This window comes from Longimicrobiaceae bacterium (assembly GCA_035696245.1).
GTDB lineage: Bacteria > Gemmatimonadota > Gemmatimonadetes > Longimicrobiales > Longimicrobiaceae > DASRQW01.
The window spans coordinates 1-18,458 of the sequence record DASRQW010000085.1 but is presented as its reverse complement, the minus strand read 5'-3'; the positions used below and the strand labels follow the sequence as shown (position 1 = coordinate 18,458).

The 18,458-nt window shown below is 69.3% G+C and carries 17 protein-coding genes; 12 read left to right on the top strand and 5 right to left on the bottom strand.

Features of this window, described 5'->3' with window-relative positions; translation table 11 throughout:
- Positions 1-209: 209 nt before the first annotated feature.
- The 3 genes from VFE05_04100 to VFE05_04090 form a co-directional block, all read right to left on the bottom strand.
- Positions 210-1,301, bottom strand: a complete 1,092-nt coding sequence (locus VFE05_04100) for a hypothetical protein (protein ID HET6229237.1) — start codon at positions 1,299-1,301, stop codon at positions 210-212.
- 317 nt (positions 1,302-1,618) lie between these two features.
- Positions 1,619-3,199, bottom strand: coding sequence for an FAD-binding oxidoreductase (locus VFE05_04095; GenBank protein HET6229236.1), 1,581 nt, complete (start codon positions 3,197-3,199; stop codon positions 1,619-1,621).
- Between the two features lie 202 nt (positions 3,200-3,401).
- Positions 3,402-3,845, bottom strand: coding sequence for a transcriptional repressor (locus VFE05_04090; GenBank protein ID HET6229235.1), 444 nt, complete (start codon positions 3,843-3,845; stop codon positions 3,402-3,404).
- A gap of 201 nt (positions 3,846-4,046) precedes the next feature.
- On the opposite strand from VFE05_04090, the gene VFE05_04085 reads away from it, so the two are divergent.
- Positions 4,047-4,964 carry a hypothetical protein gene (locus VFE05_04085; GenBank protein HET6229234.1) on the top strand — a complete coding sequence of 306 codons (918 nt, stop codon included), beginning with the start codon at positions 4,047-4,049 and terminating at the stop codon, positions 4,962-4,964.
- A gap of 302 nt (positions 4,965-5,266) precedes the next feature.
- On the opposite strand, the gene VFE05_04080 is transcribed toward VFE05_04085, so the two are convergent.
- Entirely contained in the window at positions 5,267-5,842 is a 576-nt protein-coding gene (locus VFE05_04080) for a GNAT family N-acetyltransferase (GenBank protein ID HET6229233.1), read from the bottom strand.
- Positions 5,843-6,044: 202 nt separating this feature from the next.
- Between VFE05_04080 and VFE05_04075 the strand changes: the two genes are divergently transcribed.
- From VFE05_04075 to VFE05_04030, 10 genes are all read left to right on the top strand, one after another.
- Complete coding sequence (locus VFE05_04075) at positions 6,045-6,206, top strand: hypothetical protein (protein HET6229232.1); 162 nt, start codon at positions 6,045-6,047, stop codon at positions 6,204-6,206.
- 170 nt (positions 6,207-6,376) lie between these two features.
- Positions 6,377-8,113 (top strand): single-stranded-DNA-specific exonuclease RecJ, encoded by a 1,737-nt coding sequence (gene recJ / locus VFE05_04070; protein ID HET6229231.1) that lies wholly within the window; start codon positions 6,377-6,379, stop codon positions 8,111-8,113.
- A gap of 315 nt (positions 8,114-8,428) precedes the next feature.
- On the top strand, positions 8,429-8,956 hold the full coding sequence (rsmD, locus tag VFE05_04065) for a 16S rRNA (guanine(966)-N(2))-methyltransferase RsmD (protein HET6229230.1): 528 nt from the start codon (positions 8,429-8,431) through the stop codon (positions 8,954-8,956).
- Entirely contained in the window at positions 8,953-9,453 is a 501-nt protein-coding gene (gene coaD, locus VFE05_04060; GenBank protein ID HET6229229.1) for a pantetheine-phosphate adenylyltransferase, read from the top strand. Before rsmD ends, coaD begins: the two co-directional genes overlap by 4 nt.
- Complete coding sequence (gene pta, locus VFE05_04055; GenBank protein HET6229228.1) at positions 9,450-10,436, top strand: phosphate acetyltransferase; 987 nt, start codon at positions 9,450-9,452, stop codon at positions 10,434-10,436. The genes coaD and pta overlap by 4 nt, the downstream gene beginning before the upstream one ends.
- A gap of 75 nt (positions 10,437-10,511) precedes the next feature.
- Positions 10,512-10,844 (top strand): STAS domain-containing protein, encoded by a 333-nt coding sequence (locus VFE05_04050; GenBank protein ID HET6229227.1) that lies wholly within the window; start codon positions 10,512-10,514, stop codon positions 10,842-10,844.
- Between the two features lie 135 nt (positions 10,845-10,979).
- Positions 10,980-11,462: an ATP-binding protein gene (locus VFE05_04045; protein ID HET6229226.1), complete on the top strand. Its 483-nt coding sequence runs from the start codon at positions 10,980-10,982 to the stop codon at positions 11,460-11,462.
- Between the two features lie 30 nt (positions 11,463-11,492).
- The gene (locus tag VFE05_04040) at positions 11,493-13,055 is read left to right on the top strand and encodes a SpoIIE family protein phosphatase (protein HET6229225.1); all 1,563 of its coding nucleotides are present in this window, start codon (positions 11,493-11,495) and stop codon (positions 13,053-13,055) included.
- A 19-nt stretch (positions 13,056-13,074) separates the two neighbouring features.
- The gene (gene rsmA, locus VFE05_04035; GenBank protein HET6229224.1) at positions 13,075-13,923 is read left to right on the top strand and encodes a 16S rRNA (adenine(1518)-N(6)/adenine(1519)-N(6))-dimethyltransferase RsmA; all 849 of its coding nucleotides are present in this window, start codon (positions 13,075-13,077) and stop codon (positions 13,921-13,923) included.
- A 211-nt stretch (positions 13,924-14,134) separates the two neighbouring features.
- The gene (locus VFE05_04030; protein ID HET6229223.1) at positions 14,135-14,794 is read left to right on the top strand and encodes a redox-sensing transcriptional repressor Rex; all 660 of its coding nucleotides are present in this window, start codon (positions 14,135-14,137) and stop codon (positions 14,792-14,794) included.
- Between the two features lie 1,085 nt (positions 14,795-15,879).
- Here VFE05_04030 and VFE05_04025 read toward each other — a convergent pair.
- Positions 15,880-16,728 carry a hypothetical protein gene (locus VFE05_04025; protein ID HET6229222.1) on the bottom strand — a complete coding sequence of 283 codons (849 nt, stop codon included), beginning with the start codon at positions 16,726-16,728 and terminating at the stop codon, positions 15,880-15,882.
- Between the two features lie 299 nt (positions 16,729-17,027).
- Here VFE05_04025 and VFE05_04020 point away from each other — a divergent pair, with 299 nt between their 5' ends.
- On the top strand, positions 17,028-18,293 hold the full coding sequence (locus tag VFE05_04020; protein ID HET6229221.1) for an arginine deiminase family protein: 1,266 nt from the start codon (positions 17,028-17,030) through the stop codon (positions 18,291-18,293).
- Positions 18,294-18,458 lie beyond the last annotated feature (165 nt).

Below are 18,458 nucleotides of genomic sequence, written 5' to 3'. Positions count from 1 at the left end.
CCGCCGAGCACGCCCAGCGCCACGCCGGCCAGATCGCCACCACCGCCAAGATCGTCCGCGGCCTCAAGCTGGGGGAATGACGGGGGATGAACGGACGGCAGTTTCGGTAGATGCAACGAGCCCCGGCGGATGACCCGCCGGGGCTCGTTCTCTGCTGCACGTTCAGGAGACCGCAGCGTCTGCGGATTCCGGGTGGGACGACCAGCTCGCTAGATCAGCCCCGCATCGCGAGAGCTGTAGAACATCCCCTGCAAAACGTTCCAGTAGGCAGTGGCCGTACCCCCCACCTGCATCCCGTGCCACCCACGGAATCCGCTCGGGTCCGGCGTGTAGAAGCACTCCCGCCGGTTCGTCTCCGGCGATACCTCGCTCAGGGCGCAGCCAAGGAAGTCGGCGCGAGGGCCGCCCGCGTTACGGTCCGCACGCACCGGGAAGCGGTTCAGGAAGCTGTCTCCACAGCGTTCCATCGCATTCGAATTCCCTTCGCACCGGCCGTTGCTCCGATAGTTGGCATGCTTGTCCAGCGCCACCCAAACCGCCGGGAACGCTCCCGTCCGCACGGGGAAGGCGATGTTCGTGTCGCTCCACTCCGAGTAGTCTGTCGAGATGCCAAGGTGAGCCTCGTTGTAGTGCGCGGACGTCCACATACGGCGGAAGACCCAGTGCTGCGTGCTGGGACTGAACTGCACGACCACGATGATCATCTCGGAGTCGCCGGTGTGGGCATCGTAGCGACCCAGGTTCTCGTAGCCGCAATCCCAGTAGTACGCAGGCATATACGCGATCCACACCTCGCCGTTCTTCGGTGCCGTCGCCCAGGCGGGCTCCCCGGCCGCGCACAGCTCCGACGGATGCATGTGGAGCTGCGGCGCGAACGAGCGGGCGATGGAGAACTCGCACTGATCCACCATGCCGTCCCTGTCCAGGTCGCCCGCCGCGAAGCCCCCCGGCGGTCCCACCACGCAGGTAGTCTGCGTAGTACCCGTTCCCAGGAACACGCCGGGTGAGCCTGGGCTGGGATCGCCCGGGGCGTCGTACAGGCTGTTGTCTACTGTGCCAATGGGGGGCGGAGCCGGGTTGGAGCCGGATTCGGCGCACTGCGAGCCGCTGTGCGAGACATTGTAATAGCCGTAGTCGATCCCAGACATGCTGGTATCGCAGTATCCCTGGTTGTCGTTCAGATCGCGGTGCGCCGACGACGGGACGAGCGGGCTCGGCGAGACGGGTGTGTCCGTGCAGCTCGCGGTCAGCAGGACCAGCGGGGTGAGCCAGAGCGCGGGGCGAAGAATGGGTGTGGTCAACTGAGAACCTGGGATGAGGGTGTGCATTTCAGGACAGGAATAGACACTCTAATTCCCGCTCCGGTAGCGTGTAACGGGCGGAAATCTACTGTTGGTGCGCGATTCTGAAGTTTTTTTGGTGCGAGATCATGAACTTTGGGTGCGAGATCCCAAATTTTTTGGTGTGAGATCTTGAAGTGTCGTTACAAGACCACAGAATTTACGATGGATCGTTATCGAGTGCGCCACTTGTGTATTATGCTTCCGATTCAACGTAGTGCCGGTACTCAATGGCTCCTGCTGGCCATGCTGGGCCCGAGATGCGCCGTTCACCGGAGCTACAGCCCCGCCGTGAACGTCTCGCCGTCCGCCGGGGGCGGCGCGGCGCCGTACTTGATCGCGTCGAGCGGGCGCTGGCCGGGGAGGGGGAGGATCACGCCGGGGTTGAAGATGCCGAGCGGGTCGAAGGCGTGCTTCACGGCGCGGAAGCGCGCGACCATCTCCGCGCCCCAGATCGTCTCGAGCAGTGGCGCGCGGAGGCGGCCGTCGCCGTGCTCGCCCGTCATGGTGCCGCCCAGCGCCGCGACGCCGGCCGTGATCTCGCCGATCACCGCGTCCACCGCCATGCGCCAACCGGGGGCGGAGACGTCGACGAGCGGGTTGACGTGCAGGTTGCCGTCGCCCGCGTGGCCGAAGATGACGGCGGGAAGCTCGTGGCGCGCGAGCGTGGTCCGCAGCAGGCGGATGTAGTCCACCAGCCGGTCCACGGGCACCACACCGTCTTCGATGAACTGCATGGAGATGCGCCCGCCAGCCAGCCTGGCGATGAGCGGGCTCGCCGCGTGCCGCACGTGCCAGAACCGCTTCGCCTCGTCGTCGCTCCGCGCGATGGAGACGTGGGCGGCAACGCCGCGGACGGCATCGCGCACGCGGTCCAGGCTGTCCGCGACGTAGCCGGGCGTGGTGCCCTCCACCTCCACGAGCAGGATGGCTTCCAGGCCGGCGCGGAGCGGATAGCCGGGATCCTCGTCGCCGCTGCGGACCAGGTCGATGAACGTGCGGTCCAGGATCTCGCACGTCGCGGGGGCGAGCGGGAGGATGGTCTGCACCGCGGCGCCTGCGGCTTCCAGCGTGTCGAACTCCAGCAGCGCCAGGCCGCGGGCGCCGGGCAGCGTCTCCAGCCGCACCGTCGCGCCGACCACGACGGCAAGCGTGCCCTCGCTGCCCACGAGCAGATCCACGGCATCGCCGCTCGCCAGGTACTCCTTCAGCGCGTAGCCGGACGAGTTCTTCCGCACCCGCGGCCACGCGGCGGTGATGCGCTCCCGGTCCGGCGCCAGCATCCCGTCCACCGCCGCGAGGATGTCGGCGAGGCGGCCGTCGCGCGCGTGCTCCCGGCGGCGGGTGGTGGCGCGCGAGCCGTCCGCGAGGACGAGGTCGAGCGATTCGATCCAGCGGCGCGTGGAGCCGTAGCGGACGGTGTGAGAGCCGGCGGAGTTGTTGGAGATCATCCCGCCGAACGAACAACGAGCGGAGCTGGACGGGTCCACGGGGAAGTGGAGGCCGTGCGGCACGGCGGCGGCGTTCAGCTCGTCGAGCGTGCCGCCGGGCTGCACGCGCGCCGTCTTCCGCTCCACATCTACCGGCCCCACCTCGCGGAAGCCGGACATCAGATCGACCGCCACGCCCGCGCCGACGTTTCCGCCCGGCATGCCCGTTCCGGCGCCGCGGGGAACGAGCGGCGTGCCCGTCTCCGCCGCCCAGCGGACGAGGGCGGCGACGTCGTCCGCATCTCCCGGCACGGCGACGCCCGCGGGCAGCGCGCGCAGGATGCCGGACGCCTCCGCGAACGGGAGGCGCCCCGCCTCGTCGCCCACCAGGCGCCCGCGGAAGCTGGGGATGTGATCGGGAAAGCTCATCACGCTGGGGTGGATCGGTTTCGTGGTCGATGGATGCGCATCGGCGCGGGCGGTTGACACCGCGCGAGGCCGCCGCGCATCATACCGCCGCGCGGAGGGCGGGGCGAGCCCGCGGCGGAGCGGCGGATGCGCATCTCCCGAAACGAAGAACGCTCCCCGGCGGGTGCCGGGGAGCGTCGCATCTTCCGTGTCGCGGCGCGGGTCAGCCGCCGCAGATGCGGCAGTAGCCGACCACTTCCACGCGGAAGCCCTGCACGCGGAACCCGTCTGCCACCTGCACGCTGGGGAGCACGGCGGGCTGGGTGCCGGCCACGTCGCGCACCATGCCGCAGCGCAGGCAGCGCGAGTGGTAGTGGTCGTCGGTGCGGGCGTCGTAGCGCGCCGAGTCGTCGCCGTACGAGAGCTTGGCGGCCAGGCCGCAGGTGACCAGCGTCTCCAGCGCCTTGTAGACCGTGGCGAGCGAGATGTCGTTGATCTCGCCCCGCACGGCGGTGAACACCTCGTCGGCGGTGGGGTGCTCGTCGGTGCCGCGCAGGAAGCGGTACACGGCCGAGCGCTGGTCGGTGAACCGCTGCCCGCTGGCCTCCAGCGCCTCGCGCAGCACCCGATCTGCATCGGCGGCGGGCATGAGAGCGGTCGTGGACATGGTCTGCGGCGCCTGGAGCAGAGGGGAAGCGTTCGTACATGTACGGTTGAAGAACCTGCCGGAAAAGCTACGGTCCGGGCCGTTTGATGTCAACTCTCGCGCCGCGCCGCGGGCGGGTGCGGGCACGGGAGATGCAACCGCTCGGCGCCCCGCGCCGGACGCTCGCGGCGGGCCTGAAATCCAAGTGGACAGCGAGGATCGGTGGGAAGACGGGGAAGAGGGTTCTGCGCGGCCGCGGCGCTGCTGCTGGCCGCGGCCTGCGACAGCGCCAGCGCCGACGTGAAGGTGCAGCCGCTGCCGCCGCTGGCGCGCCCCACGCCCGAGCGGCGGGCGGGGCTGCCGGAGGTGGCCGGCATGTGGCGGTTCACCGGCTTCGAGATCGCGCCCAAGGACACGGGCCGCGTGCGCGAGGACAAGTCGCTGCTGGCCCCGCCGGGCGACTTCCTGATCCGCACGCAGCGGCTGGATTCGCTCGCGGGCCAGTACGTGCGCCCCGGCCAGGCATTCGACTTCGCGGGCGAGGTGCGGCGCGACGGCACCGTCGCCGTGGTCGCGATCGACGCGGACGGCGCGCCGCAGTTCGCGTCCGGCCGCGTGGTGCGCGACACGTTCTGGCTGGAGCTGACGTCGTTCCCCACCGCTGCGACCTGGCCCACGGGCGCGCGGGCGGCGTTCATCCGCCGCGGCGTGATCCGGCCGTTCACGCGCTACCTGGGCGGCGCGCCGATCATCGACGTCTATGCGGACTCCGTGCGCCGCGACTCGATCCGCCGCGCGGACTCGGTCGCCGTGGCGGCCCAGGCGGCCGCTGCTGCCGCCGCCGCTCCGCCGGCTGTGGCTCCGGGGGCGCAGGTGCCGGGTACAGTGGTTCCGGGAGCGGTGCCTCCGGCTGGCGCTCCGGTGCCGCAGCCGGGTGCCGTTCGGCCCGCCGTGCCGGGCCAGCCGGCCGCGCGTCCGCCGGTGCAGCAGCCCGTCGCTCGTCCGCCCGTGCAGCGCCCGCGTCCTCAGCCGCAACCGGCGCCGCCGCCGGTGGATACGAACCGGCCCGCGCCGGTCACGCCGCCACCGATGTCGCCCACGACACCGCCCGACACCATTGTCATCCCGCCGCGCGGGTGACAGGCTGCGGGTTGATCGGATGACGAACGAAGCGGGTCCAGCCGAGTTGGCCGGACCCGCTTCGCATCTTCCGAGACTCACCGCTTCGCCTCACCTGTCGATCATCGACCATCCAGCATCACCATCGGGGGGATGCCGTACTGTCGTCTTCCGATCATCCGCTGTTCATCTACCGAACGTGCGGGACATTTCGCGGCAGGACGATGATTCCGCGTGGCGGAGAGGGTGGCCGGGCGCGATGAATCGCAGCCCCTACCTGGGTAAGTTCGATGGGTCGGGGTAGATGTGGCGGGTCGACCCAGTCAGTACGGGGCTTTCCAGGCGGGGTTGGTGAAGCTGGTGAGGACGTGGTCTTCCCACTTGCCGTCCAGGTACAGGTAGTCGCGCGAGTAGCCTTCGACCACGAAGCCCAGGCGGCGCAGCAGGGCGCCGCTGCGGCGGTTGTGCGGCATGTAGTTGGCCATCACGCGGTGCATGTTCAGCGTGCCGAACACGTAGTCGATGGCGGCCCGCAGCGCCTCGGACATGACGCCCTTGCCCTCGTGGGCGGCATCCAGCCCGTAGCCCACGTGGCAGAAGTACGCGGCTGCCCGCACGAAGTTGGTGAAGTTGAGGTTGCCCGCCACCGTGGCGTCGTCGGCCGCGTCGAAGAGGAAGAGGCGGAGCGAGCGGTCGCTGGTGAACTCGGCGTTGGCGGCGCTCACCTGGCGCTGCCAGTATTCCGGCGTGTAGAACTCCGGCGCCACGCGCGGCCGGGTCCAGCCCAGGTGCTCGCGGTTCTCGCCGAAGTAGCGGACGATGCGGGGCACGTCGCGAAGCTCGGCAAGGCGCAGGACCAGCCGTTCCGTGCGGATGAGGGGCAGCGTCTGGTTGATCATGTCGTGCGCGGCGTTGGGCGGATCCGGTCCGGCCTGCGAGGAGCCGGAAGATAGGCACGGCTCCGGCGCACGCAAGCGGCCGGTGCGCTCGCGTACGTCCGGCGCCGCGAGGCCGCTCCGCGTGCAGCCGGGGGCATGCGGGTTGCGAGGCCACGGACCGGATGCGCAACCCCACACATCTACCGAAAATCCAGGAGCCGCCGTGGCGGAATACGACAGGGAGCCTCCGTTCCAGGGCGGCTCGCAGCCGGTGAAGCAGCACCCCACCCCGCCTCCCTCGCCTGGCCGCAGCGCCATGCAGATGGTGGTGATCGGCATCGCGGTGCTGGTGGCCCTCGGCGCGCTCGCCTTCCTGATCCGGTAGATAGCGGCTGTTCCGTCGCCCGAACGTCCGCCGCGCTTTCGGTCGAGCCGCCGGGGCTTCGCCAGATGGCGCCGCTCCGGCTGAGCTACGCTGCGGGCAGCGTTGCAGCCTCGGCCGATGCGGCACTTCGTCCGCTTGCCCGGCTTCGGGCGGCTGGCTACTGTTGACGCATGCCGAGCACCCTCCTTCCGGCCCTGCGCCGGCGCTGGACCTTTCCCGATTCCGCGGACGCTTCTTCCGTAGACCGGCTGTGCCGGGACCTGGCGCTGCCGCCCGTGCTGTGCCGCCTGCTCGCGCAGCGCGGCTTCGGCGAGACGGCGCGCGCCAAGGACTTCCTGCGCCCCCACGCGGGGCAGATCCACGGCGCCGATCTTCTCGCCGGGATGGGCGATGCGGTCGCGCGCCTGCGCCGGGCGGCCGACGCGCGCGAGACGGTGCTGGTGCACGGCGACTACGACGTGGACGGCATCTGCTCCACCGCGCTGATGACCCGCGCGCTGCGGATGATGGGCCTCCGCGCGGTGCCGTTCGTCCCCCGCAGGCTCGTCGACGGCTACGACCTGAGCGATGCGGGCATCGACGCCGCGCGCGAGGCCGGTGCGCGGCTGATCCTGACGGGCGACTGCGGCATCGTGGCGCACGGGGCAGTGGACCGGGCGCGCGCGGCGGGCATCGACGTCATCGTCACCGACCACCACACGCCGGGCGACATGCTGCCCGACGCCGTCGCCGTCGTGAACCCCAACCGCGGCGACTGCGAGTACCCGTACAAGGGCCTGGCCGGCGTGGGCGTGGCGTACAAGCTGTGCTGCGCGCTGGCGGCCGAGCTGGGCTTCCCGCAGGAGCGGCTGCACGCGCTGCTCGACCTCGTCGCCGTCGCCACCATCGCGGACCTGGCGCCGCTGAGCGGCGAGAACCGCACGCTCGTCCGCTTCGGGCTGAAGGTGCTGCCGCGCACGCCCAACCCCGGCCTCCGCGCGCTTCTGGAGAGCACCGGGCTGGCGGACCACGCGGAGATCACCGCGTCGCAGGTGGCATTCATGCTGGCGCCGCGCATCAACGCCGTGGGGCGGATGGGCGAGGCGCTGCGCGGCGTGGACCTGCTGCTGACCGACGACCCCGCCGAGGCCGCGCGCATCGCCGCGACGCTGGAGGAGGAGAACCGCTGGCGGCAGACGGTGGACAAGCAGACGCTGCGCGAGGCGATGGACGCGCTGGAAGCGACGTACGACCCGGACCGCGACTACGGCGTCGTCCTCGCCTCGCAGACCTGGCATCCCGGCGTGATCGGCATCGTGGCGTCGCGCGTGGTGGAGCGCATCCACCGGCCCACCGTGATGATCGCCCTGCCGCCGGGCGAGGAAGGGAAGGGGAGCGCGCGCTCCATCCACGGCTTCCACCTGTACGAGGCGATGCGCGACTGCGCGGGCCACCTCACGCGCTTCGGCGGGCACAAGCACGCGGCGGGCTGCTCCATCCTCCCGGAGAGCGTGGACGCCTTCCGCGACGCCTTCAACGACCGCGCCCGCCAGGTGCTTTCGGTAGATGAAGAGCTGCTCGTGCCCGAAGTCCGGATCGACCTGGAGGTCGGCGTGGCCGATGCGACGCTCGACCTGGTGCGCCTGCTGCGCCACGCGGGCCCGTTCGGCATGGGCAACTCCACGCCGGTGTTCGCGGCGCGCGGCGTCACCCTCTCCGGCTCGCCCAAGATCGTGGGCCAGGGCCACCTGAAGCTGACGCTCGCGGGCGGCGGCGCGCGGCTGGACGCCATCGGCTTCGGCATGGCCGCGCGGGGCGACGAGCTGGCGAGCGGACGCGTGGACGTGGCGTTCAAGCTGGAAGAGAACACCTGGAACGGCCGCACCACCGTGCAGGCCAAGCTGGTCGACCTCCGTCCCGCGGAGTAGCCTGTCCCCCGCCGCGCATCTCCCGCGCCTTCTCCGCCCGCACTCTTCTTCCGCGGACTGGCCGCCCCGCATCTCCCGACCCCGAACCGACGCCCTCCCCGCGCCTCGCCTGACGCGCGCGCCAGGGCATCCCGTCTCGTCGGTAGATGTGGCACCAACGCATCCGACGCGCGACGCCCTCCCGGCAGCAGCCCGCGCAGGCGGGCTTCGTGCCGTCGTAGCCGCGGATTCATCCGCCAGGCGACGCGCGACGAGGTCGCTTCTTTCCGCTCCTCCCCCTGCCGTTCGGCAGATCGTCGCGCGTCGTCCGGATCGATGAGAATTGTCGCGGGCGAGTGGGGCGGGCGGCGGATCGCGGCGCCGCCCGGACGCGCGACGCGCCCCACGACCGACCGCGTGCGCGAGGCGTGGATGAGCGCGGTGGCGGGCGAGATCCCCGGCGCGCGCGTGCTCGACCTCTTCGCGGGCTCCGGCGCGCTCGGCCTGGAAGCACTCTCGCGCGGCGCCGACAGCGCGGTGTTTGTGGAGATGGCACCGCCCGCGCTCAAGGCGCTCCGCCAGAACCTGGACGACCTCGGCGCCGCCGCGCGGGCGGAGATCGTGCGGGGCGACGCGGTGCGTTACGCGGAGAAGCTGGGGCCGGGCGCCTTCGACCTGGCGTTCGCGGACCCGCCCTACGCGCAGGGCTTCGCCGAGGCGCTGGCGCGGGCCTTCGCCGCGGTGCCCTTCGCGGCGCTGCTCTGCATCGAGCACGGGCGCGGCGACGCCATCCCCGACCTTCCCGGCGCGCGGACGCGGCGCTACGGCGACACCTCGCTCACCTTCCTTCCCGCTCCCCCATGACCGAGCGCATCGCCATCTGCCCCGGCTCGTTCGACCCCGTGACGCTGGGGCACGAGGACATCATCCGCCGCAGCTTCCGCTTCGCCGACCGCGTGATCGTGGCGGTGGCGCACCAGGCGAACCAGCCCAAGAACGGCCTGTTCACCGTGCAGGAGCGCGTGGAGATGATCCGCGAGAGCTTCGCCGACGAGCCGCGCGTGGAAGCCGTGGAGTTCCAGGGTCTGCTGGTGACCTACGCCCGGCAGCGCGACGCGCACATCATCGTCCGAGGTCTTCGCGCCGTGTCGGACTTCGAGTACGAGTTCCAGATGGCGCTGATGAACCGGCAGCTGTGGGAGGGCATCGAGACCGTGTTCCTGGCGCCGGACGTGGAGCACTCGTTCCTCTCCTCGTCGCTCGTGCGGCAGATCGCGTCGCTGGACGGCGACGTCACGCGCTTCGTCTCCGCGCCCGTGCTGCGGCGGCTGGACGAGCGGTTCGGGCGGACGTGCGCGTGAGCTTCCTGGCGGACCTGCACGCCCGCGCCCGCGCGAACCCGCGCCGCCTCGTCTTCGCGGAGGGCGATGACGAGCGCACGCGCCGGGCCGCCATCCGCCTCGCCGCCGAAGGACTCGCGCGCCCCATCGTCCTGGGCGGAGACGACGTCCGCGAGGCGTTCGCCCGCGTCGGCTCGTCGGACGGCGTCGAGGTCGTCGATCCGGTGACGGACGGCCGGCGCGAGATGCTGGCGGCGCGGCTGTACGAGCGGCGGAAGGGCAAGGGGATGACGATGGAGGAGGCGCACAGCCGCAGTGCCGGCGCGCTCCTCTTCGCCGCGCTGATGGTGGGTGCGGGCGAGGCGGACGGCTCCGTCGCGGGCGCCGTGGCGACCACGGGAGATGTGCTGCGGACCGCGCTCTGGGGCGTGGGCCCGGCGCCTGGAATCCGGACGGTGTCGTCGTCCTTCTACATGGTCGTCCAGCCGTTCCGCTCGTCCGACCCGGAAGTGCTGACGTTCACGGACGCGGGCGTCGTTCCCGATCCCGACGCCACCCAGCTCGCGGAGATCGCGATGGCCGCGGCGGACGCGCGCCGGAAAGTGGTGGGCGACGAGCCGCGCGTGGCCTTCCTCTCGTACTCCACCAAGGCCAGCGCCGACGGCCCGTCGGTCCAGAAGGTTCGCGCCGCACTGGAGCTTTTCCGTGAGCGCATGCCCGGCGTCGCGGCGGACGGGGAGATGCAGGGCGACGCGGCGCTGATCGAGTCCGTCGGCTCGCGGAAGGCGCCGGGGTCGGACGTGGCGGGACGCGCCAACGTGCTGGTGTTCCCGAACCTGGACGCGGGCAACATCGCGTACAAGCTGGTGCAGCGGCTGGGCGGGGCGGAGGCGCTGGGCCCCATCGTGCAGGGGCTGGCGCGGCCCTGCAACGACCTTTCGCGCGGCGCCGCGGTGGACGATATTGTGAACGTGGCCTGCATCACCGCCCTGATGGCAGGGTGAAGAGGGCCCGAATGGCATGTTGATTGCCTCGGGCTCGCGTCGGACGGTCTTTCTTCAACCCAGTGCGGAGGAGCCATGAGCTTCCAGACGAGTAAGCAGGACGGGGTGGTGCTGGTGGACGTGGACGGGCAGCTCATCGTCGGGAACCGCCAGGAGCTGAAGCAGAAGGTGCTCGACGAGCTGGAGGCGGGCGAGCGCAAGTTCATGATCGACTTCGCCAACACCGGCTACATCGACTCCTCGGGCCTGGGCGTGCTGGTGAGCCTCTCCAAGAAGATCCGCGAGCAGAACGGCGAGCTTCGCCTGGCCAACCTGAACGAAGACCTGCGGACCCTCTTCGAGCTGACCAAGCTGGACACCCTCTTCAACATCGCCGACTCGCGCGAAGAGGCGCTCCAGGGCTTCTGAAGCCGAACGTCCGGCGCGCACGCCACGCGTTTCCCGCAACGGGACCGCGCGCGCGGCGTGCGCACCGTTCCCCACCCGCAGCCGGCACGACGCGGGCACGGCCCGCCGGCGCCCGCCGCGAAAGGATTCCAGCGGATGAACGTCCGTAGACGGCCCGGCGACACTCCGCTGGGCGGCGCCGGCACGGAGAGGTTCGTCCTCGAGCTTCCCAGCGACCTGCGCCTCATCGAGGCCGCCGTCGCGTACCTCGAGAACCGCTGCCGCGACTTCCACTTCGAGGGACCCCGCCTCACCCTGAACCTGCGCGTGGGCATGGCCGAGGCGCTGGCCAACGCCATGATCTACGGCAACGGCCAGGACCCCGCCAAGCGTGTGCGGGTGGAGGTGATCATCGACAGCGCCCGCGTGTCCGTGCAGGTACGCGACGAGGGCCAGGGCTTCGACCCCCACGTGGTGCCCGACCCCACCCTGCCCGAGCACCGCGAGCAGGCCGGCGGCCGAGGCATCTTCCTGCTGCACAAGCTGATGGACGAGGTCGAGTTCAACGACTGCGGCAACGCGGTCCGGCTCGTCCTCAACCGCGAGGGCCCCGCGCGCAGCCGGGCCTCCGGCGAGTAGCCCCTCCTCACGCTTCCCCGGCGAGCCCTCATGCAGTCCCTCTCCGCCCCACCCGCCATCCCCGGCGCCGCCCGCGAGGTCCTCGACGACTTCCGCCGCGAGTACGGCGGAGACGTTCGCGTGTGGACCCGCTCGGACGCCGGCTGGGCCCTGGACGGGGCGCGCGAAGCGGGCGGCGATGCCGAGCCGGGGGCGGGCGCGCTCCAGGTGGGCGAGACCGGCATCTGGCTGGACGTGCCGCGCGCATCTCCCGACGAGGCGCGGACGGCGGTGCGCTTCCTCGCCAGCGTGCTCGCCCGCTCGCTGCGCCACGACGACGAGATCCGCGCCTTCTCGCGCGAGATCGCCGAGCGCTACGAGGAGATCACGCTCCTGTACTCCATCAGCGAGATCCTGGGCTCCATCATCTCGCTCGAGGAAGCGTCCGAGACGATCCTGGCCGAGGTGAGCGGGATCCTGGGTGCCCGCCGCGCCGCTCTGTGGGTGTGCGATGCCGACGACGACATGCTGCACCTGGCCGCGGCCGTGGGCGGCGACGGGCACCGGGGCCCCATCCCGGTCGACGACCGATGTTCGGTCACGGCCGAGGTCTTCCGCGAGGGCCGCCCGGTCATCCTCGCGCCCGGCGAAGCCTTCCCGCGCGACGACTGCTCGGACCCGTCCACGCAGCAGGGCTCCTTCCTCTCCGTCCCCGTCAGCTACACCCCGCCCGAGGGCGAGACGCGCCCGGTGGGCGTCATCAACCTGGTGGGCCGCAACTCCGGCGGGGGCTTCTCGGCCGGCGACATGAAGCTGCTCTCGGCCATCGCCAGCCAGATCGGCGCGGCGGTGGAGAACAACCGCCTCATCGCCGACAGCCTCAAGCAGGAGCGGGTGATGCGCGAGATGGAGCTCGCGCACGACCTGCAGCTCAAGCTCCTCCCCCCGCTGGAGCAGTTCGCCGGCTACTGCGAGGTAGCCGCCCGATGCGTCCCGGCCGAGTCGGTGGGCGGCGACTTCTACCACCTCTTCCGGCTGCCCGGCGGACGGCTGGGGGTGATGATCGGCGACGTCTCGTCGCACGGGTTCGGGGCGGCGCTGATCATGGCGCTGACCATGAGCGCCGTCGCCATCCACGCCTCCGAGGGCGACATGCCCGCCGAGGTGCTGCGCCGCACCCACCGCGCGCTGATCGACGAGCTGGAGACGACGGAGATGTACCTGACGCTCTTCTACGCGGTGATCGACCCCGCGGAAGGGCGGATCACCTACGCAAACGCCGGCCACGCGCACGCCTTCCGCATCACGCCCGCGGGCGAGGCGCAGCGGCTGCCGGTGACCGACCCGCCGTTCGGCATCGTGGACCGCGACGAGTACCACGAGCACACCAGCGAGTGGATGGCCGGCCGCGACCTCCTCTTCCTCTTCACCGACGGCCTGTCCGACGCGCTGGAGGCGGGCGAGATCGCGGGCGAGCGCATCCTGCTGGACGAGATCGTGGCGGCGCGCGACCAGCGGCCCGACGAGATGATCGGGCGGCTCTTCTCGCGCGCGGCGGGCGAGCCCGGCAGCATCCCCGCCGACGACCGCACGGCCGTGCTGGTGCGCTTCTGAGCGCGCGGAGGGGCGGGCGGTGAGCGAATTCGGGCCGGGAGACGGGCGCGGGCTGCCGCGCGCCAAGCGCTCGCTGGGGCAGAACTTCCTGGTGGACGCCAACATCCAGCGGAAGATCGTGGCCGCCATCTCCCCGTCGCCGGACGACGAGGTGATGGAGATCGGCCCCGGCCCCGGCGCGCTCACGCGCCACCTCGCGGGCACGGTGCGGCGGCTCGTCCTCGTGGAGCTGGACAACGCGCTGGCGGCGCGGCTCCAGGCGGACTACGCCGGCGACGACTCGGTGGAGGTGATCCACCGCGACGTGCTGGACGTGCCGCTCGAGGAGGTGTCGGCAGATCCGGCGCGGCTCAAGGTCATCGGCAACATCCCGTACAACATCACCACGCCCATCCTCTTCTCGCTGCTGGAGCGCCGCCCGCGCCCGCGCGAGATCGTGCTGATGGTGCAGAAGGAGCTCGCCGACCGCATCCTCGCGCCGGCGGGCTCCAAGACGTACGGCGCGCTCTCCGTCGGCGTCCGCTCCGTGGCGGACGTGGAGCGCGTGATGAACGTGAGCCGCGAGGCCTTCCGCCCGCCGCCCGACATCATGTCGACCGTCATCCGCGTGGTGCCGCACGTCCCGCCGCGCATCGAGCCGGAGGCCGAGGACGACCTGCGCGTGCTCACCCGCGTCGCCTTCGGGCAGCGCCGCAAGCAGTTCCAGCGCATCCTCCGCGACGCCTACCGCCTGACCCCGGACGACATCGCCGCGCTCGAATCCGAACTCTCCATCGACCTCCGCGACCGGCCCGAGACCTTCGACCCCGACGGCTTTATCGCCCTCGCGAAGGCGCTGCGGGCGAGGGGAGTCTCCACCGGCGGCTGAGATTTGTAGACGTGGGGAGATGCGCATCTCCCTCCTTGGGCGATCCTCGTTCGATGCTCCATTCGCCTCCCCGGATTCTTCGGGAGATGCGGGTCAGACTCTCTCCGTCCGAGGTGGTAGACACGTAACCACCCGCCTACGCCGATGATCGGCGGGTGAGGAGCGTTGACGTTGGGCGGATGCGGATTTATCTTGTGAATGTTTTCACAAGATGGGCTCCGTGCCCAGGCGGTTCCGCTCAGCTTTGCAGATGAAGAAGATCTCCGATTCCGCGGTGCGACGTCTCTCGCTGTACCTCCGCTTCCTCCAGGAGGCGCAGGCGGCCGGTACCGACACCATCTCCAGCGGCGAGCTGGCGGAGCGGGGAGGCACCACGTCGGCGCAGGTGCGCAAGGACCTGTCGCTCTTCGGGTCGTTCGGCAAGCGGGGGCTGGGCTACGACGTGCCCGAGCTGCTGCGCTCCATCCAGGAGATCCTGGGGCTGAACCAGCAGTGGAACGTGGCGCTGGTGGGCGCCGGAAAGATCGGCTCGGCGCTCTTCTCGTACCGCGACTTCCAGCAGCGGGGCTTCCACATCCGCGCCGTGTTCGACAGCGACCCCGCGAAGGTGGGCGCCACTTGGGGCGGCCTGGTGGTGCGGCCCGACGAGGAGCTGGAGGACATGCTCCGCGGTGCCGGCATCCAGATGGCCATCGTCGCCGTCCCCGCCGAGGCGGCGCAGGCGGTGGTGGACCGGCTGGTGAAGGCGGGCGTGCGCGGCATCCTCAACTTCGCGCCGATCCGGCTGCGCGCACCCGGCTCGGTGACGCTGCGGAACGTGGACGTGACGCTGGAACTGGAAGGGCTTTCGTTCGCGTTGAGCGGGAGGTAGGGTAGGAGGCGGGCTGAGGGAGCGGCAGGGCAGAGATCGAGGCGGGACCGGGATGGGCCCTCACCCGGCTCGCAAGACTCACCCGGCTCGCAAGACTCACCCGGCTCGCAAGACTCACCCGGCTCGCAAGACTCACCCGGCTCGCAAGACTCACCTGCCCTCCCGCAAGCGGGGGAAGGCACGGCTTCCACGGATGCCGCGGGTTCCAGGTTCTGCGGCTCGCCTCCTCGCTGCTGAGGTTCTGGCGGACTCGTGCTGCGCACTGCGGGGGATAGGGCTGCGAGATCACCCGGGACGTGAACCAACCCGGCGGCCGCGGCGCTTCCGATCGCACTATGCTGAAGATGCAGCCCGCGCAGACGGGCTGCCGGATCTTGGCGCCTGACATCACCACTTAGAAGCATCACTAGGCGGCACCGGCGAAAGCTGCCGCCGCTGCTTTCGACCAAGCGCTGCCTCGCTGACCCAATCCGCGCGCGGCGTGCGTGGCCATATTAGCTGTCGAAATTATAGCAGTGACTTTTGTCGTCTTTGTTATGGAAGGTTTTGGAGCCTGTCCGACAAACCCGCCCGAGCCCAATGAGAGCCCATTTTAGGGGGTCCTTCGATGTATCCCCGCGAGGAGATCGTGGCTCTCAGGGCAATTGTGGGGCTCGGATTTTTCGTCCCGTCGAAGCGAGGGGTTTGTCAGACAGGCTCTTTGATGGCCGGTATGTCGTGGCGACAAGTTATCAAAACCTAAGGATGTTATTGTCCAGGGATGCATCTTGTAGAGGTGTGTAAGCCTGCATCAAGGGTCGTCGGCTGATGAGCGGTCTCATCAACGCGCAATATTAGGCGCACATTGGTTTCTGACGCCACCCTAGCGAATTTGGGAAACCTTTTGGGGGTGGTTCTATAATGATGAATACTGTGCCAGTAGTAGGAGTAGCGGCGTCAGTAGCAGGATGATGTTCAGGCACTCTGGTCGCTTGGGCAGAAACGGGCGAATACGTTGGGCGGTCCGCACCAGGTAGGCATGTTAGACAGCAGCTAAGTGGTTTCCCTTAGCTGCCGTCGGGCCTAATCTGTGGGCCTCCTGGCCTCTACTTCTGCCCGCCTGACGCAGGAGTTGCTGGAGGAGCGGACAACAGTGAGTACCCGAGTCCTAGAGAAAGCCACGGACGACCTTGATAAATCCAGTTGCTTTGGTTCGGATTTGAAATTCGATCCCAGCCAAACATCACGCCAAATTGGAAGCGATTCACTTCTAACATCGGGCCAAACGTTAACGTGAGGGCAGCGCGATCAGTGGCCTTGTCTACCGCGTTATGCGTGTTCTCGGGCGTGAGCGTGACAGCTGTAATCCCAGCCCCAACCAGCAGTGAGCCGTAGAGATCGCGCTGATTGTTGAGTCGGAAGCGGGGACCCGCGACGGTTCCAATTGTTAAGTCTTTAGAAAAGTCGAAGGGACGATTGATACCACGCATCTTGATAGGCATCACGAGTGCACCGACAGCTAGATCTACTGACCCTAACCCCGCCTTGTAGATACGTGATGCAGCGCGGTCGAAGAGCGGTTTGCTGATACAAAAGAACCGCGGATCTCCCGCCCCAGCGGAGCCTTTTCGCTCCCGAGCTTCTTCAGACGAGAGTACGTTGAATGTCTGTTTTAGAGTGGAATCTGACCAGCTGAGAAATTCGATGATCACTTGGACAGGCCGCGGCGGAATTCCTGGACCTGGCACCTCATCTAGGTAGTAAAACTTCGCCCCGGCGGGCGGAAACTTAGGAGTTGATGACAAGTTCTGGCCGGCAAAATCACAGTCGTATACAGGGACTGACACATTGAACTGATACGTTGTGATTGGGTTGGGGTTTGATTGCGATTGCGATACTGCGCTGGCGGGAAGCACCAGAACTGCAAGCGCTGACAGCGTAAGGAGTAATCGCATCGGAGTACCTAGACACGGGTGATGGAGGAAGATCTTAGCGCAGAAATCCACAACTAACCTGATGCCTAGCCGGGACGAGTGCAGCTAAAATGCACCGCTATTACAACCCCGACCAATACTTTTCCCGCCACGTGAATAGCCGAAATTACGCATGTTCGATTTCTCGCCCCTGAGGATATTTGCTGTGTTCATAGGCCGTGCCGTCGTGAATCTCCTTTGGCTGGACCGCTGAACCTGCCTCCATATAACGGCGCAGTCGAGTTGCGCCGGGATCGGCGGGGCCGCTAGATTCCCCGGCTATGAAGAGAACCGAAACCCTCTCGCAGCCCGCGCGCGTGCGCGTCACCTCGGAGATCGGACATCTCCGCACGGTGATCTGCCACACGCCCGGGCACGAGCTGCTGGCGGTCACGCCCAGCAACCGAGAGCAGTTCCTCTACGACGACATCATCGACGTGGAGCAGGCGCGGCGGGAGCACCACCGCTTCAAGGCCCTGCTCTCGCGCTTCGCCGACGTGCTGGAGGTGCGCGACCTGCTGGCCGACATCATCGACCAGCCCGAGGTGCGCAAGTTCCTCACGGAGCGGGTGATGGAGGTCGCGGCGTCGGAGCCGCTGCAGGGCGAGATCCTGGAGACGCCGGGCGAGGAGCTGATCGCCCGCTTCATCGAGGGGCGCGAGAGCGCGCCGGGGCCCATCTCCAAGCTGCTGCACAAGGTCAGCTACGAGCTGCCGCCGCTGCCCAACCTCTTCTTCACGCGCGACGCGGCCATGGTGGTCAACGACGCCGTGATCATCGGGGCCATGCGCTACGCGGTGCGGTGGACCGAGGAGCTGCTGATGAAGGCGCTCTTCACCTACCACCCCATGCTCAACAATGCCGGCCTCATCTACGACGGCACCGAGGAGCACCGCAGCAACTACACGATCGAGGGCGGCGACGTCCTGATCCTGCGCCCGGACCTGGCAATGGTGGGCCTCTCCGAGCGCTCCAGCCCGGCGGCGATCGAGGGCCTGGTCGAAGGGCTCAGGGACCGCGCGGGGGTGGAGCACGTGCTGGTCGTCGTGCTACCCAGCGAGAGCCCGGCGATCCACCTGGACATGATCCTGACGATGGTGGACCGCACGCACTGCGTGGTCTACCCGCCGTACTTCTTCGGCCCCGGCCGCCTTCCGGTGCTCTATTACCGGTCGGACGGCAAGGGCCTGCGCGAGTATTCGGACCTGTGGGCGGCGCTCAAGGACGTAGACCTGCCGCTGGAGGCCATCTGCTGCGGCGGCAAGCACCCCACCGTGCAGGAGCGCGAGCAGTGGTCGAGCGGCTGCAACTTCGTGGCGGTGCGGCCCGGCGTGGTGCTGGGCTACACGCGCAACGAGGCCACCATGCGCGAGATGGAGCGCGAGGCGGGCTTCAAGATCATCGGCGCGCTGGACTTCCTGACGGGCGAGGTGGAGCTGGAGGACGACGACCGCGCTGTGATCGCTTTCGAGGGCGCGGAACTGGTGCGCGGCGGCGGCGGCGGACGCTGCATGACGCTCCCCGTGTGCCGCGACGACGCATGGTGAAGGCCGCCTTCCCCCTGCCGGCCGGCGTGCGCTTCGAGCACGAAGGCAGCCTCGCGCAGCGGACCCTGCGCCTGCTGGAAGCCGGTCCCCTGCCCACGGCCGAGATCGCCACGCAGGTGCTCGGCCTTCGCGGCGAGGCGGGGATCGCGGCGCGCGCCGTGTTCG

Coding starts and splice junctions, on each gene's coding strand:
- recJ (HET6229231.1), top strand. CDS start 6,377: ATGCCGAGCACCCTCCTTCCGGCCCTGCGCCGGCGCTGGACCTTTCCC.
- VFE05_04050 (HET6229227.1), top strand. CDS start 10,512: ATGAGCTTCCAGACGAGTAAGCAGGACGGGGTGGTGCTGGTGGACGTG.
- VFE05_04020 (HET6229221.1), top strand. CDS start 17,028: ATGAAGAGAACCGAAACCCTCTCGCAGCCCGCGCGCGTGCGCGTCACC.
- coaD (HET6229229.1), top strand. CDS start 8,953: ATGACCGAGCGCATCGCCATCTGCCCCGGCTCGTTCGACCCCGTGACG.
- VFE05_04045 (HET6229226.1), top strand. CDS start 10,980: ATGAACGTCCGTAGACGGCCCGGCGACACTCCGCTGGGCGGCGCCGGC.
- VFE05_04095 (HET6229236.1), bottom strand. CDS start 3,199: ATGAGCTTTCCCGATCACATCCCCAGCTTCCGCGGGCGCCTGGTGGGC.
- VFE05_04025 (HET6229222.1), bottom strand. CDS start 16,728: ATGCGATTACTCCTTACGCTGTCAGCGCTTGCAGTTCTGGTGCTTCCC.
- VFE05_04040 (HET6229225.1), top strand. CDS start 11,493: ATGCAGTCCCTCTCCGCCCCACCCGCCATCCCCGGCGCCGCCCGCGAG.
- VFE05_04090 (HET6229235.1), bottom strand. CDS start 3,845: ATGTCCACGACCGCTCTCATGCCCGCCGCCGATGCAGATCGGGTGCTG.
- VFE05_04030 (HET6229223.1), top strand. CDS start 14,135: ATGGGCTCCGTGCCCAGGCGGTTCCGCTCAGCTTTGCAGATGAAGAAG.
- rsmD (HET6229230.1), top strand. CDS start 8,429: ATGAGAATTGTCGCGGGCGAGTGGGGCGGGCGGCGGATCGCGGCGCCG.
- VFE05_04080 (HET6229233.1), bottom strand. CDS start 5,842: ATGATCAACCAGACGCTGCCCCTCATCCGCACGGAACGGCTGGTCCTG.